The sequence below is a fragment of the Phycisphaeraceae bacterium genome, assembly GCA_019636735.1.
Taxonomy (GTDB): Bacteria; Planctomycetota; Phycisphaerae; order Phycisphaerales; family SM1A02; genus VGXK01.
In genome coordinates this window covers 232,239-247,159 of sequence record JAHBWY010000005.1, presented here as the reverse complement: position 1 = coordinate 247,159, position 14,921 = coordinate 232,239, and the positions used below count along the sequence as shown (strand labels likewise).

The window sequence follows — 14,921 nt, the reverse complement described above, 5'->3', positions numbered from 1 at the left end:
ACCACGAGCGCCGAAGCGCCTGGCGGCATTGTCACGGTGTGGCGTAGGTCGTCGCCTTCACGAGCATCGCATCCTTCTGCGGGTCGCTCATGCGATTGAACTGCCGCAGGCAGGTGGGGCAGCAGAAGGCGATCGTCTTGCCTCGCCACTCGGCGGTGACACTCTCATCGGCACCGTCGGCGTCGACGATCGGGCAGACGGTGTTCACGGCCTTGAAGCCCGGGCGGTTGCCCCCGGCGGGCGCTGGATTGCACTCTTCAAGCGTGCCGTCATCGGCCACACGAATGATCTTGCCATCGGCGGTCCTGGCTTCAGTTGAGGCGGTGGCATCTCCGCACGCAGCGGCTGTGGCGGGCGCGGTGGACTGGCAACCCGCGCTCGCGAGCGCGCTGAGCAGAATGACGGATGCGGCGAGCACCGGCTTCAGCGTGATGGAGCGGGGTGCCGTGGCGCGAGCAGCAACGAAGCGAGGGAGATTCAGGTTCATGTCGAGCGAAGGGTACTCGACCGGGCCGCCGCCACCCAATGCAGGCGGAGAGGCGCTGGCGAATCCCGGGGAGAGATCGAATCGCTGAAGGCCGCGTCGGAACGCTGAAGCGTGCGTGAACGCCTGAGGCCGCCCTTGCGCAAGAACAAGACGCTGCGGGCCGAAACCCGCAGCGTCCTTGTGTCTGTCGAGCGAACTCGAAGTCCGTCCTCAGTCGCGCCGGCGACGGAGTCCGGCGAGCGCACCCATGCTGAGCAGCGCGATCGCACCGGGCGTGGGGATGTACTCGATCGAGAGATCGTCGAAGTAGCCCTTGCCCGCGCGGTTGGTCGTGTCGAAGTAATCGCTGCCCAGATTCAGGTTCAGCGGAATGGAGACTCCCGAGAATGAGGAGTTGATGCTGCTGGCATCGGAGAACCCGGAGATCGTCACATCGGCGTTGCCGGTCGTGGCATTCATAAGGAACTCAATCGTCAGCCAGCGATCAGTGAAGGTGCCCGCGCCTGCGGTCCCGATGATGCCGGGGTTCTCGTAGGTGGCCGCCCAGTTCTTGCCGGCGCGCACAATGCCATCGCCGCCGATCGAAAGACCGAGCGTGGTGCTTCCGAGCGTGCCCGCCGCGACATTGGTCAGGTAGAGCCCGTACAGGCGGTTTGCCTGCGTCGAGCCATCGACATAAAGCTTGGTGCTCACCTTCAGGATGTCCTGGCCGTTCCAGCCACCGAGGTTGTGGCGCACGGAGTAGAAGCTGAACAGTGACGAGTTGTCGAAGAGCAGGCTGTTTGAACCGCTGGCCGCCTGCGCGGTCGACACACTTTGACTGACGCCGCCGCCGGAGCCGTTCAACCAGCCGTCGATGCCATTGACGCTCGAGCCGACCGTGAAGGGCGGGCTCTCAAAGCCGGTCGAGTACAGGATCGTCGCGCTCGCCGATGAAGCGGTCGCAAGTGCGGCGGTCAGAACGAAAGCGGGCTTGAGTGACATGTTCCCTCTCCTGGATGAAGCACAAGTTCGAGCCCGGCGTGGGGCCTTGACTCCTAAACGCTAGCTATGTTGGAAGCTGATGCAAGCTGGAAGTTCACGATTCGGCTCCACGACCGACTCTGACCTCAGGAGGCGGATTCAGAGCGCCACGGCCGGTTTCAAAGGTCGGGCCAATGCGGTCTTCCAGCCAGCGGGGCAACTCCTGACGCTAAAATCCCAGCCGAGTGAATGGCCTTCCCGTCATCGGGCTCGTGGGTGGAATCGGCAGCGGAAAGTCGCTGGTGGCCAGCATCCTCCGCCAGGAGGGGTGCCTCGTCTGCGATTCCGATGCGATGACGCGGGATCTGATGCGCGATCCCAGGGTCCATCGCCAGCTTGTGGAGTGGTGGGGCTCCGGAGTTCTCGATCGGGATGGGGAGATTGACCGCGGCCAGGTCGCCTCGGTGGTCTTTGCACGACCAGAGGAGCGCCTTCGACTCGAGGGCCTGATCCACCCCCTGGTCGAGGCGCGTCGCGAGGCGATCTTTGCAAACCCGCCTTCGGGCACTCGGGCCTTGGTCATCGACGCCCCTTTGCTCCTCGAAGCGGGGCTCAAGGAGAAGTGCGACGCGATCTTCTTCGTGGATGCTCCGAGAACGACCAGATTGGCCCGCGTGGCGGAAACCCGGGGTTGGAGTGCCGAGGAGGTCTCGCGCCGCGAGACGGCCCAATGGCCGCTTGACCGGAAGCGGCAGGCCGCCGATACTGTTCTCAGCAACGACGGAGACCCGGCGTCGCTGCGAATTCAAGTTGTCCGGGCGCTTGAGCAGGTGCTGGCCGGAATCGGCCGCGTCGGCTGACAGCGCTTGGTCCCGAGTCAACCCCGCGGACAATCGGCAGGCAGGCGTCCCTTGGCGTTTGGCCCACCGTCCCTTTCCCACTCCCCCTGGACATCGAACATGAGCAAGCGTCGTCGCCGCCGTAAGGGCGGAGGCTCTCCCGGATCGTATGGATCTTTCGCACCGTCGGCCCCGACCGTGGTTCTCACGCCGGGTGCCATCCCTTCGGACGAGCAGCTCGAACAGGAGATCGCGGCGCTCGAAGCCGAGATCCAGGGCAAGTACGACCTGGCGAGCAAGGATGACCTCGACCTCGCGGAGCTTCAGAAGAAGACCGGCGAGGAGCTCATCAAGCTCGCGAAGAAGGAAGGCCTCGAGGAGCAGGCGGGGCTGCCCAAGCAGAAGCTCGTCTTTGAGATCCTGAAGGCCCGCGCTCAGAAGCATGGGCTGATGACGGCGACCGGCACGCTCGAAGTGCTGCCCGACGGCTACGGCTTCCTGCGCAGCCCCGAGTACTCCTACCTCGCGAGCCCCGACGACATCTATGTGAGTCCATCGCAGATCCGTCGCTTCGGCCTCCGCAAGGGTCAGGTCGTCACCGGACTCGTGCGTCCTCCGAAGGACACCGAGATCTACTTCGCGCTCCTGCGCGTCGACAAGGTGAATGGGCGCGAGCCGAAGATCCTCGCCGATCTCCCCACCTTCGAGAACCTGACGCCGCTCCACCCGAACAAGCGCATTCACCTCGAAATGCTCGGCCAGCCGCAGAAGCTGGAGACCCGCGTGATCGACATGGTGACGCCGCTCGGCTTCGGGCAGCGCGCCCTCATCGTGGCCCCGCCGCGCACCGGCAAGACGGTCATTCTGCAGCAGCTCGCCAATGCGATCTGCGCGAATCACCCCGATGTGCATGTCATCGTGCTGCTCATCGACGAACGCCCCGAGGAGGTGACGGACTTCCGACGCAACACGCCGGAGTCCGTTGAAGTCGTCGCGAGCACCTTCGACGAGGAGGCATCGCGCCACATCCAGGTGGCGGAGATGGTTTCGGAGAAGGCGCGCCGAATGGTCGAGTTCGGCGAGCATGTCGTCATCCTGCTCGACTCGATCACGCGACTCGCGCGCGGCTACAACAACGCCATGCCGAACTCGGGCAAGATCGGCTCGGGTGGTGTCGACAACGCGGCGCTCATCAAGCCCAAGAAGTTCTTCGGCTCTGCTCGCAACATCGAGCACGGCGGCTCACTGACGATCATCGGGACGGCGCTCGTCGATACCGGCAGCCGCGCTGACGAGGTCATCTTCGAGGAGTTCAAGGGCACCGGCAACGCGGAGCTGCACCTCGACCGCAAGCTTGTCGAGAAGCGCATCTATCCGGCCATCGATGTCGCCGCGAGCGGCACGCGCCGCGAGGAGCTGCTGCTCGATGCCAAGGAGCATGAGCTCATCATCCGATTGCGCAAGGTCGTTTCCGACATGAATGTGGTCGAGGCCATGGAACTCCTGAAGAGCCGGCTCTCCAAGACCAAGTCCAATGCCGAGTTCCTGATGACCATGAACATGGGCTGACCCCGGTATGGGGCGGTCGGAGTGGCCCAAATCGACATTCTGGGTCCTTTTCCCACAAGTCAACTGGAACCGATCGGCCCCGGACCCCACTATCCTTCCCACGGAGGTTCTCCTCATGAAGACCGTCTCCAGGGCCGTCGGGAACCGAGGCCATCGTCGTGGTGTCACACTGGTCGAGATCCTCGCCGTCATCGGCGTGCTCGTCATCCTCATGGCCATCCTGCTCCCGAGTCTTGCCACGGTGCGCGGGAACGCGGTGCTCATGAAGAGCTACAACAACCTCCGTCAGGTCGCGAACTATTCGGCCGCCTACTCGAAGGACAATCGCGAGACGATCGTGCCGAGCGCGTTCGACTACTCGCAGGCGGCGACGCCTGGAAAGGTCCGCTCGAATCGGCGGCCCGACGGCACCGAGCCACCTCCGCCGGCGGGCATGCTCCGCAAGGGCACCTGGGCTGACATTCTCTGGACCACCGCTGGTCTCGGGCCAGCGTCGACCGATGGCAACTACCGCTGGGAGTTCGACGCACCCGATGGCTACTTCTACTCGTTGAACCCGGATTTCGAGGGGAACCCCTTCCGATCGACGCAGCCGATGTACCGCGTCTTCGAGGGATCATCGATGAGCACCGACTCCGCGATCAACGCCAATGATCTCGGCTCGCGAGCGCTTCCCGAGCATGTCCCGCAGCCGGGCATGTTCGCCATGAACAACTTCTTCGACAGCCGCGGCGGCAACTGGTTCTCGACGCACCAGATCCGCCACCCGGCGCGCGGGCTGATGCTGGTGGATTCGTTCGCCGGCGAGACCATCGATCCGGTCGAAACCAGCACCGTGGCGCCGTGGCGCGGCAACAGCTCCGAACTGGGGCAGGTCGACTTCCGGTACATCGGCGGCGTGGCGGCCATCCTCTTCTTCGACGGTCACACCGACGCCCAGCCGAAGTGGGACGACCTCGAGGAGCTTCAGGGTGACGACGGCAACCCGCAGGACAACGGCAGGAATGTCCGGGTGACGAACCTGGACCGCTCGGGGACCTGAGGGTGAACGGGGGCTGACCGGGTCGGTCGCCTTCGAATCTGCTTGGAAAACCGGCCCGAGGTGGCCTCTTGACCGGAGGGGCCGTTCGGCTAATATGCCCGACTCACCGCCCGCTTCGGGCGGTTTTTCTTCGGTCCACCGCCACCGTAGCTCAGTGGTAGAGCACACCCTTGGTAAGGGTGAGGTCGAGGGTTCAATCCCCTTCGGTGGCTTCCCGAAGACCGGCGTTCGGTCTTCGGAGGCCGTTGGTTCGTCGAGTCGCCGTACTCGACGAAGCCGTTTTCGAGAAGTCATGGCGCCACCAGGCGCCGCACCGTTGGAGATTCGACATGGCCAAGGAAACTTTCGTTCGCACCAAGCCGCATGTCAATGTTGGCACGATTGGCCATGTTGACCACGGCAAGACCACTCTCACCGCCGCGATCACCGCCGTTCAGGGCGCGAAGGGTCTCGGCAAGCCGGTCAGCTATGACCAGGTCGCCAAGGCCTCCGAGAGCGAGGGTCGTCGCGATCCCACCAAGATTCTCACCATCGCCACGAGCCATGTTGAGTACGAGACGGCCAATCGCCATTACGCCCATGTCGACTGTCCCGGCCACGCTGACTATGTGAAGAACATGATCACCGGCGCCGCCCAGATGGACGGCGCCATTCTCGTGGTCTCCGCCGCCGACGGCCCCATGCCGCAGACCAAGGAGCATGTCCTGCTCGCTCGCCAGGTCGGTGTGCCGAAGATCGTCGTCTTCCTCAACAAGGTCGACCTCGTCGATGACGCCGAGCTGCTCGATCTCGTTGAAATGGAAGTCCGCGAGCTCCTGAACAAGTACGGCTTCCCCGGCGATGACACCCCGGTCATCCGCGGCGCCGCGTTCCCGGCGCTCCAGGAGCCCGGCAACGCCGAGAAGAACAAGTGCATCGGCGACCTCATGGATGCGATCGACTCCTTCATTCCCGAGCCCGTGCGTGAGACGGACAAGCCCTTCCTCATGTCGGTCGAAGATGTCTTCAGCATCAAGGGCCGTGGCACCGTCGCGACCGGTCGTATCGAGCGTGGCGTGGTGAAGGTCGGCGAGGAAGTCGAGATCGTCGGCCTCCGTCCCCAGCCAATGAAGACCACCGTCACCGGCGTCGAGATGTTCCAGAAGACCCTCGATCAGGGCCAGGCGGGCGACAATGTCGGCTGCCTCCTCCGCGGCGTCGAGAAGAAGGACATCGAGCGCGGTCAGGTGCTCTGCAAGCCGGGCACCATCAAGCCTCACACCAAGTTCGAGGCCCAGGTCTATGTGCTGAAGAAGGAAGAGGGTGGTCGTCACACCGCCTTCGTCGCCGGCTACAAGCCGCAGTTCTACTTCCGCACCACCGACATCACGGGCAAGATCGAGAAGCTCATCGGCGCCGACATGTGCATGCCGGGTGACAATGTCACCATGCAGGTCGACCTCGAGGGCAAGGGCGTCGCCATGGAGCAGGGCGTCCGCTTCGCCATCCGCGAGGGTGGCCGCACCGTCGGCTCCGGCGTCGTCACCAAGATCGTCGAGTAATCGAATCCCCTCCGGGCGCCGTTTCACGCGGCGCCCGGAGGCCTTCTGCCGGAGAGCAGCATGGCCAAGAAATCACTGGATCGCGAATATGTGTGGCTCCAGTGCTCGGAGACGGGCGACCTGAACTACCGCACTGAGATCCGCGTCAAGGGCGGCATCTCGGAGCGCGTCAAGGAAGGTTTCATGAAGTACAGCCCGCGCCTCCGCAAGCACACGCTCCACAAGATCAAGCGGAAGTAAGGCTTCCGAAGTCGACCGCGGCGGTGGGCCCGCCGCGCGAGAGAACGCCGGTAGCTCAGTTGGTAGAGCAGCGGATTCCAAATCCGCAGGTCGTGGGTTCGATTCCCTCCCGGCGTGTTGCGTTCGGACGACCTCAGGATCACCTTGGGCTCATCCGCCGCAGTTCCCCCAAAGCCCAGCACAGGAGTTTGCCTCGTGTCACTGGCAGTCTACAAGAGCGGTCAGGGCTACTGGACGCGGATCATGTCCGGTTGCGGCTTCGGTCTCATGGTGCTGCTCGGCGCCGTCTGGCTCTACCGCCAGATCCACGACGGCGGCGGCGCCAGCGTCACGGTGCAGTATGTGGCCTTCGTGGTGGGATTGCTCTTCGCGGTAATCGGCGGAGCGACGGTCTACTACCTGATTGGCGTCAAGCCCAAGACCGTTGACTTCCTGGTCGCCACCGAAGGCGAGATGAAGAAGGTGAACTGGTCCACTCGCCGAGAGATCGTCGGGTTCACCATTCTTGTTCTCATCATCTCGTTCGTCATCGCGACAGTGTGCGCACTGCTCGATGTGGTCTGGGCATTCATCATGGGTCAGGCCGGTGTGTTGCAGGCGACCTGAGGAGTCGAGCGTCGAATGATCGAGCATCGCGAGCAACCCGATTCTGCCGAGCACCCGGCGTCCCATTCGGACGCTGGCTCGGCTGCAACTCCCCGGGAGGGGGCTGCGGAGTCGACTGAACCATCCGCAGGCGACAACGCATCAACGGAGGCCGCCGAGGGCGCCTCTGGCGACGCGGCACCCCCCGCGAAGAAGCCGCGCAGCCGCAAGAAGAAGGTTGCCGAGGAGCCGGCTGCGGCGCCGAAGCCGAGGAACCTGTCGATCGCCCGGGCGGCGACCTCGTCGCTCGGCGGAACGCTGCGCAGCGGCGTCGCCACGCACCGGGCTCTCGACCCGCTCACCGCACCAAAGCGCGGCAAGGGCAAGGCGGCCGCCAGCGCCGGCGCTCAGGAGAGCGATAGTGCCGGCTTGCAGGGTGGTGGAGCTTCGACCGCCGTGTCTCCGAAGCGCGCAGAGACCGAGGCCCCAAAGGAAGAAGCCGGTCACTTCGATCCAGCGACCGACCTTCCCATGTATCGCGAGGGCATGAACTGGTTCGTGCTCCGCGTGGCCAGCAACAAGGAGAGCAGCGTGCGCGAAACGCTCCTCCGCAAGGTGCAGATCGAAGGCATGGACCACCTCGTGGGCCGCATCATGGTGCCCACGGAGAAGTCCTATGTCATGAAGGGCGGCGGCAAGCCACGCATCACCGAGAACAAGCTCTATCCGGGCTATGTCTTCGTGGAGATGAAGCTCGAGCCCGATGGCCGTATTCCGCAGGATGTCTTCTTCCTCATCAAGGAGACGACCGGCGTTGGCGACTTCGTCGGCACGGCAGGTCGGCCCACGCCGATGGCGCCGCCTGAAGTGCAGAAGATGCTCTTTGACAGCCGGCGCCCCGAGGAGGCTCCGCAGCTCAAGATGGACTTCCAGAAGGGCGATGCCGTCCTTATCAAGGAAGGCCCGTTCCAGAGCTACGAGGGCACGGTCGACGAAGTACTGCCTGACAAGGGCCTGGTGCGCGTGCTGGTCACCATCTTCGGCCGCCAGGCGCCCATCGAGCTTGAGTATCTCCAGCTTGCCAAGGCTGAAAAGTAGCCGCGATCGACGGCGTACACTGGCGCTCATGAACGCGAAGCACGCGACGCACGCGATGTTCGGGATGAACGCGATGAACGCGATGAACGCGATGAACGCGAGGAACGCGAGGAACGCGATGATCGGACCGGCAGACATGCCCAGCTGGTCGGTTCATGTGATTCGCATTGCGCTGGTGTTGGCGGTGGCGTGCATGTCCTGCATGTCAGGGGGCTGCGCAGCGATCGCCACATGGCCACCGGTTGAAGGGAAGGCGATCCTGGCACCCGCCGCTCCGCCATGCCCGCAGTTGATGGCAACGGCCGTGTCGTTCACGCGATCGAACATCTCGCCGTCGGCACCGCTCATCTTCAACCTTCCGCCGGGCACGGAGTGGAAGGTCTGGAGCGAGGTCGCGGGTCGCCTTGGTCCCGATGCGCGCATGATGCAACCCGGCGATTCACCCGTCTTCGATGTTCGCCAAGTGCGCCTCGATGGCGGAAGGGCGCAAGTGGATGTGGTCTACCTGACTCCCGATGGCGTCTGGCAGATGGCCACCGTGCACTTCACGGGTGCCTTCGGCAGCAACTACCGGCCCACCTACTTCCAGCATTGGCTGCTGCCGATCGATCCGCCGGTCTGCAACACGCCTTCTCCGCCGCCACCGGCACCGCCGCCTCCACCGCGCGGGCCTGCGTGGCCGCAGGCCGAGACCGCCGCTGGCGCCCGAGTCGGCGCCGCGGCTGAGGCCTGAGCCGCGACGGGTACCCGGTCCGTCGTGACGACGATCATCCATCGAGTTCGGGTTGTCGCGGGGGACATCAAGCTGGCGCACAGTGTCTTTGCACTGCCGTTCGCGTTGCTCGGCGCGGTGATGGCACTGCGACCGCCCGCGGGTCACGCTCCTGACTCGCGCGCTGCGGCCAGCGATGCAATTCCCGCGCTCACCGCAGCGTCGAACACCTGGGTCGATGCGCTCACGCTGGTGGCGCTGGTCGTTGCGGCGATGGTCACCGCGCGCACCGCGGCGATGATCGCCAATCGGCTGCTCGACGCCGACCTCGATGCACGAAACCCGCGCACGAAGGGGCGCGCGATTCCCGCAGGCCGGGTGTCGAAGCGCGATGCGGCGCTCCTTCTTGTGCTCTCGTCGGCGGGGTTCATCGCGGTCTGCGGAGCGTTCGGCGTGCTGCGCGACAACTGGTGGCCGCTGCTCCTCTCGCTGCCGGTGCTCGCGTGGATCACGCTGTACGGGCTCTTCAAGCGCTTCACCTGGGCGTGCCACTTGTGGCTCGGAGCGAGTCTCGCCCTGAGTGTGCCCGCCGCTGCGCTCGCGGTCGATCCCGCGGCACTCGCCATGCCATCGATCTGGTGGCTGGCGCTGGCGGTGCTCGCGTGGGTGGCGGGGTTCGATGTGATTTACGCGCTGCAGGACATCGAGGTTGACCGGGCGGAGCGGCTGCACAGCGTGCCGGCGCGCTTCGGATGGGGCGGCGCACTCGCCATGAGCCGCTCGCTCCATGCGGTGGCGGTCGCGTCGCTCGTGATGGCGTGGTGGAGCGATGTGCGGCTCGGAGTCATCTTCGCGGCCGCAGTCGTGGCTGCGTCGCTGCTCCTGCTTGTCGAGCACGCCACGGTGCGACGCTGGGGCACCTCGCGCATGGCGCTCACCTTCTTCACCATCAATGGGTGCGTCTCACTGCTGCTGGGAGCGGCAGGCATTGTGGGCGTGCTGCTGGCTGGCTGAGCTCACTCCATGCATCTCACCAAGTGGTACATGGACGCGACCAGCATCGACGGGCGCTGTGCGCTCCTTTACTGGGCGTCACTCAACTGGATGGGCTGTCACTTTCGGTGGTCGAGCGTGCTCACGGTCGGACCCGAGGGAGCGCCTCGCGAATGGCGCTCACGCCGCAGGAGTTCGGCACCGCAGGAGCAGGGGACAACGCTCGCTTGGACGCATCCGCACTTGCAGGTGCGCGGCGAGTGGGACCGCGCCGCGCCCGCCGTTGAGTGTGATCTTCTTCCCTCGGCGCCCGGCGCGGTCCGCTGGCATTGTGTGCATCCACGGTCAAGGGCGGTGGTCGAGGTCGGCGATGAGCGCATCGAGGGCTGGGGATATGCCGAGCGCCTGGAGCTCTCCATTCCGCCGTGGAAGCTGCCGATCGATGAACTGCAATGGGGGCGCTTCTGCGGCGATGGCGCGGGCGCGGTGTGGATCCGCTGGTCGGGCCAGAGTCCGCTCTCACTCCTCGTGCTCGATGGTGAAGTGACGCGGGGCGCCGACATCGGACTCGATCGAGTCGAGTCGGCTCGATGCGTGCTCGACCTTGATGCCCCGACGACATTGCGGAGCGGCACGCTTGGTACGACGGTGCTTCGCTCGACGCCGCTTCTGCGCTGCGTCTTGCCTGCGAGTCTTCGAAGCGTCGAGGAGACGAAGTGGCTGAGCGCGGGGCGCCTGATGCAGGGCGGTGGGCGCGCGACACCCGGCTGGGCCGTGCATGAGCGCGTCATCATGCGCAGTGAGACCGCACGGTGATGGCGCGCGTGCTCTACGGCGCCCTCTTCGTCGTGGCGATTCCGCTGCTGCTCGTGGTGTTGGCGCAACGACTCGATGCGATCGTGCAACTCCCGGCGCTCTGTTCGCCGCTCGCCGGCGGATCGCTGATCGCGGCCGGTGTGACGCTCATGGCGTGGTCGATGCTCGTGCTCTGGCGTCTCGGTGGCGGTCTTCCGATGAACGCCTTTCCGCCGCCGCGCTTCATGCGGCGCGGGCCGTACCGAGCGCTCGATCATCCGATCTATCTCGGGTTCGTCATGGCGACGGCGGGTGTGGCGATCGCGTCGAGTTCGGCCGCGGGCTTCTGGATCATCACGCCGCTCGCGTCGCTCGGCTGCATCGCGATCGTCATGGGCTATGAAGCCGCCGATCTCGATCGTCGCTTCGGTCGCAATCGCGAGCCGTCACTCTGGGCGCTTCCGCCGGACTCCGCCGGCCCGCCGCGCCCGCGACACCGTGCGGCGGTCTTCTTCCGACTCTACCTGCCGTGGCTGGTGCTCTATGAGTGGATCGGGCATCTGCCAGTGCCCGATGGCATCGATGTGCGCCTTGGCCCGGAGCGCCACTGGCCGGTCTTTGAGTGGGCCGAGTGGCCCTATGCGAGCGTCTACCTCGCCGCGATCGTCGCGCCGTTCGTGGCGCCGTCATCGGCAGCGCTTCGTCGCTTCATGGTGACCGGGTGGTGGGGGACTGCGCTCGGTATGACGGCGTACCTCGTCGTTCCGTTCATCGCCCCGCCGCGCGACTTTGAGCCTTCGTCGGTGGCTGGACACTTGCTCATGTGGGAGCGAGCTGATGGTCTCGACGGCAGGGCGGCGTTCCCATCGTTCCATGTCTTCTGGACGCTGTTGACGGCGGCGCTGCTTGCGTCGCGCTGGCCGCGACTCCTTGTCGGCGCGTGGGCCACCATCGCCGTGATCGCGTGTGTCATGACGGGCATGCACGCCGTGGTCGACCTCGTCGCAGGAGCGCTCCTCTTCTTCGTGTCGTGGCGCATCGATCGAGTGTGGAGCCTGTTGCGTCGATCAGTGGAGCGCCTCGCCAACAGTTGGCGTGCGTGGCAGGTCGGACCCGTTCGAATCATCAATCACGGTGTCTTCGCGGGAGTGGCGGCGGCCGTCGGAGTTCTCATCACGGGCACGCTCGTGGCTGGCGGAGACCTTGCATGGATCGCGGCGCTCATGATCGCGTCACTCGTGGGTGCTGCCATCTGGGGGCAGATGGTGGTGGGAAGGCCGACCTCGCTTCGGCCCTTCGGGTACTTCGGAAGTGTGGTGGGTGTGGGAAGTGTGGCGCTCGTGGCGTGGGCGACTGGCGTGGAGATTGGGACGCTCGCCGCAGCCGCCGCCGTCGCGGCTCCATGGGTGCAACTCATCGGGCGCAAACGCTGTCTGGTCCAGGGGTGTTGCCACGGCGCTCCCGTTCCGAGTGATCGCGCGTGGCTCGGGATCCGCTGTGTGAATGAACAGTCGCGTGTCGTTCGACTCTCATCACTTCGCGCGGTGCCGATTCACGCCACGCCGTTCTATTCGATGGTGGCCAATGCCTTGCTTGGCGCCATGCTGCTGCGCCTGGCGCTCCTGAGGGCGCCGATCGTCATCATCATCGGCGCGTACTTCGTGCTCGCGGGCATGAGCCGTTTCGTCGAAGAGGCCTTTCGAGGCGAGCCGCACACGCCGGTCATTGGCGGCCTTCGGCTCTATCAATGGCTCTCGATCGGCATGGTGCTGATCGGGGCCATGGTCATGATGCTTCCGGCCGATGGTGCGCCCTGGCCCACGCCGCGCCTCACCGCCGGCGTGGTGGCTGTGGCGCTGGTCGCATTCGTGCTGCACGCCTTCGCCATGGGGGTTGACTTTCCGGCATCGAGCCGGCGTTTCTCACGCCTCGCGTGACGGGGGCGGTGGGCGCTCATCGCCCACGCGCCGCCGGATCGCCGAGAGGGAGTTCATGAGCGTTCCAAGCTCGTGTTCGAGCAGGCGAAGCTCCTCCGCCGCGGACATCGCGACGCCCTTCTCGCGCTGCGCCTTGAGCATCGCCTGCTCCCGTTCATGCTGCGCCTCGTCCATCGAGGAGATGATGACGCCGATCACGAGGTTGAGAATCACGATGGTCCCGAGCAGCACGAAGCTCACGAAGAAGAGAACCGCGGCAAGCGGCTGCGCCTTCGAGATGGCGGTGAGCCCGGTGTGATTCAGCTCGTCATAGCCGACATAGAGCGCCGAGCCGTGCATCTGGATGTAGAGGACATCGGTCCAGTCCTCGAGCGTGACCACGCGGAACATCGTGATGAGCGAAGTCTGAAGGTCGCGGAAGTGCAGGGGATCGTTGCTCCGGAAGAGGAAGACCCCGAGGACTCCATAGACATAGAAGAGCAGAAGCAGCAGCAGACCCACATAGCCCATCGAGGGGAGACCCTTCAGCAGGCTGCTGACGATGATCTGAAGCTTCGGCACCGTGGTGATGAGCCGCAGCGCTCGCAGCACTCGCGCGAGTCGCGCAATCGCCGCATAGGGACCCACCGCCGGAATGAGGCAGAGCACCACGATGGTGAAGTCGAAGCAATTCCACGGGTCGCGGAAGTAGCGCCACGGCCTCGGAAGGAGCGCACCCATCTTCATGAGCGCCTCGATGACGAAGATTCCGATGATGATTCGATCAAGAGCGTGGAGCAGCCCGCCCCACTCCGCCATCACGGCCGGGTAGGTCTCGAGACCGACGACGATCGCGGCCAGAAGGATGACCCCGAGGATGGTCCGTTGGAACCAGTGGGATTCGACGATTCGATGAAGGTGGTGGGCGAGCATGATCAGCGAGCTATCTTCGCCGATCGATGCCGACTGCGGAGGCCTCGGAGTGGTGCTGCATCCCGTGTGGAGTCCCGGCTCATTGCAGCCGGTTCGGCGAGCGTGACCGTGCCCCGGAGCAGCTCTGCGTCGCGTGCGGATTCCCTGCCCATTGCAGCCGGTCCGGCGAGCGTGACCGTGCTGCTGAGTGGCGCTGCATCCCATGCGGATTCCGCGGCGTGTGGTGCGGGCCCGGAGCGGTAGCATCGAGGCATGGCTCCCTTCCGGCTGGACCCGCGGCAGGCTCCCGGGGCTGCCCTTCAGCATGCCTCCGCTGAGCAGGTGGAGTTGGCGCTGGCGGTGCTTGAAGCTGCGCTCGCGTGGCCGAGTGAACGGCGCGGCTCGGCGGTGCATGGCTTCAGGAAGGCGACCAAGCGGGTCCGCGCGGCGCTCGATCTCGCGCGGCATGGTGGGGACTCAGGCGCCGTCATCCTGCTGCGCAATGCCTTCCGCGAGTCATCGCGGGCGCTCTCCCGTGTGCGGGACCGCGACGCACTGAGCGCGGTCCTGGCGCAAGTGGCGCGGAAGTTGCCGAAGGCGACGCGCGCTTCGGTGCTCGCCAAGTGGCGGGCGCTGCTCCTGCCGTCTGCGGTCAGCCGCACGGCTGGGCGACCGGAGCGCGCGGTCGCGGACATCAAGTCGAGGTTGCTGGCAATCCGCAGGCTCTGGAGCCATGTCCGGCTCGCTCGACTCACTCCGGCCGTCCTCGCAGAGGGCTTCGAACGCAGTTGGGAGCGAGCGCGTCGGCGCTTTCAGGGCGCGTGGCAGCGGAAGAATGCGGAGTGGCTTCATGAAACGCGCAAGCGATGCCAGCGTCTTCACTACCAGGTGATGCTGTTGGAGTCGTGGCGACCGAAGCGGTTCGGGAAGGTCCGCGAGGGCCTGGCGGACGCTGGCGAAGCGCTCGGCATGGCGAGGGACACGGGACTTCTCCTCGCCCGCACCGGTGGCGTGATCGCACCGCCGGAGGCGAAGCTCAAGACTCTTCGCAGGCTGCTTGAGCGCGAACATCGTGCGGCTCTGGCCCAGGCGCGGAAGGCCGGACGGCGGGCGCTGCGCATGCCTGGGAGCGAAGTTCGCCGCCTCATCGAGCGCACCGCTTCCGAGTACGCTCGTCGATCCGCTCATTCGCGGCCAGCGGCTGCGGTGGCGGACTTGAGGAGCTGACC

Annotated in this window: 15 protein-coding genes and 2 tRNA genes; 14 read left to right on the top strand and 3 right to left on the bottom strand. The window is 65.4% G+C overall.

Annotated features, from left to right (window positions below; all coding sequences use genetic code 11):
• Nucleotides 1–31 precede the first annotated feature (31 nt).
• Together KF724_09050 and KF724_09045 are read right to left on the bottom strand one after the other, a co-directional pair.
• The gene (locus tag KF724_09050) at nucleotides 32–487 is read right to left on the bottom strand and encodes a hypothetical protein (GenBank protein MBX3355831.1); all 456 of its coding nucleotides are present in this window, start codon (nucleotides 485–487) and stop codon (nucleotides 32–34) included.
• 210 nt (nucleotides 488–697) lie between these two features.
• Complete coding sequence (locus tag KF724_09045) at nucleotides 698–1,471, bottom strand: hypothetical protein (GenBank protein ID MBX3355830.1); 774 nt, start codon at nucleotides 1,469–1,471, stop codon at nucleotides 698–700.
• Between the two features lie 224 nt (nucleotides 1,472–1,695).
• On the opposite strand from KF724_09045, the gene coaE reads away from it, so the two are divergent.
• From coaE to KF724_08980, 13 genes are all read left to right on the top strand, one after another.
• Nucleotides 1,696–2,310: a dephospho-CoA kinase gene (gene coaE / locus KF724_09040; GenBank protein ID MBX3355829.1), complete on the top strand. Its 615-nt coding sequence runs from the start codon at nucleotides 1,696–1,698 to the stop codon at nucleotides 2,308–2,310.
• A gap of 99 nt (nucleotides 2,311–2,409) precedes the next feature.
• Complete coding sequence (gene rho, locus KF724_09035) at nucleotides 2,410–3,858, top strand: transcription termination factor Rho (protein ID MBX3355828.1); 1,449 nt, start codon at nucleotides 2,410–2,412, stop codon at nucleotides 3,856–3,858.
• 115 nt (nucleotides 3,859–3,973) lie between these two features.
• On the top strand, nucleotides 3,974–4,900 hold the full coding sequence (locus KF724_09030) for a type II secretion system protein (protein ID MBX3355827.1): 927 nt from the start codon (nucleotides 3,974–3,976) through the stop codon (nucleotides 4,898–4,900).
• A 140-nt stretch (nucleotides 4,901–5,040) separates the two neighbouring features.
• Nucleotides 5,041–5,112 (top strand) — tRNA-Thr (locus tag KF724_09025).
• A gap of 117 nt (nucleotides 5,113–5,229) precedes the next feature.
• Nucleotides 5,230–6,441 (top strand): elongation factor Tu, encoded by a 1,212-nt coding sequence (gene tuf, locus KF724_09020; protein ID MBX3355826.1) that lies wholly within the window; start codon nucleotides 5,230–5,232, stop codon nucleotides 6,439–6,441.
• A 60-nt stretch (nucleotides 6,442–6,501) separates the two neighbouring features.
• Nucleotides 6,502–6,681: a 50S ribosomal protein L33 gene (rpmG, locus tag KF724_09015; protein ID MBX3355825.1), complete on the top strand. Its 180-nt coding sequence runs from the start codon at nucleotides 6,502–6,504 to the stop codon at nucleotides 6,679–6,681.
• Nucleotides 6,682–6,725: 44 nt separating this feature from the next.
• A tRNA-Trp gene (locus tag KF724_09010) sits at nucleotides 6,726–6,798 on the top strand.
• A gap of 78 nt (nucleotides 6,799–6,876) precedes the next feature.
• Entirely contained in the window at nucleotides 6,877–7,287 is a 411-nt protein-coding gene (gene secE, locus KF724_09005; GenBank protein ID MBX3355824.1) for a preprotein translocase subunit SecE, read from the top strand.
• A 510-nt stretch (nucleotides 7,288–7,797) separates the two neighbouring features.
• On the top strand, nucleotides 7,798–8,364 hold the full coding sequence (gene nusG / locus KF724_09000; protein ID MBX3355823.1) for a transcription termination/antitermination factor NusG: 567 nt from the start codon (nucleotides 7,798–7,800) through the stop codon (nucleotides 8,362–8,364).
• Between the two features lie 28 nt (nucleotides 8,365–8,392).
• Complete coding sequence (locus KF724_08995; protein ID MBX3355822.1) at nucleotides 8,393–9,097, top strand: hypothetical protein; 705 nt, start codon at nucleotides 8,393–8,395, stop codon at nucleotides 9,095–9,097.
• Between the two features lie 24 nt (nucleotides 9,098–9,121).
• Nucleotides 9,122–10,090 carry a putative 4-hydroxybenzoate polyprenyltransferase gene (ubiA, locus tag KF724_08990; GenBank protein MBX3355821.1) on the top strand — a complete coding sequence of 323 codons (969 nt, stop codon included), beginning with the start codon at nucleotides 9,122–9,124 and terminating at the stop codon, nucleotides 10,088–10,090.
• A gap of 9 nt (nucleotides 10,091–10,099) precedes the next feature.
• On the top strand, nucleotides 10,100–10,885 hold the full coding sequence (locus KF724_08985; protein ID MBX3355820.1) for a hypothetical protein: 786 nt from the start codon (nucleotides 10,100–10,102) through the stop codon (nucleotides 10,883–10,885).
• Nucleotides 10,885–12,801 (top strand): phosphatase PAP2 family protein, encoded by a 1,917-nt coding sequence (locus KF724_08980; GenBank protein MBX3355819.1) that lies wholly within the window; start codon nucleotides 10,885–10,887, stop codon nucleotides 12,799–12,801. Before KF724_08985 ends, KF724_08980 begins: the two co-directional genes overlap by 1 nt.
• Here KF724_08980 and KF724_08975 read toward each other — a convergent pair.
• The gene (locus KF724_08975) at nucleotides 12,787–13,713 is read right to left on the bottom strand and encodes an ion transporter (GenBank protein MBX3355818.1); all 927 of its coding nucleotides are present in this window, start codon (nucleotides 13,711–13,713) and stop codon (nucleotides 12,787–12,789) included. The two genes, KF724_08980 and KF724_08975, sit on opposite strands and share 15 nt — an antisense overlap.
• A gap of 252 nt (nucleotides 13,714–13,965) precedes the next feature.
• Between KF724_08975 and KF724_08970 the strand changes: the two genes are divergently transcribed.
• Nucleotides 13,966–14,919: a CHAD domain-containing protein gene (locus KF724_08970; GenBank protein MBX3355817.1), complete on the top strand. Its 954-nt coding sequence runs from the start codon at nucleotides 13,966–13,968 to the stop codon at nucleotides 14,917–14,919.
• The last annotated feature ends 2 nt before the right edge of the window (nucleotides 14,920–14,921 follow it).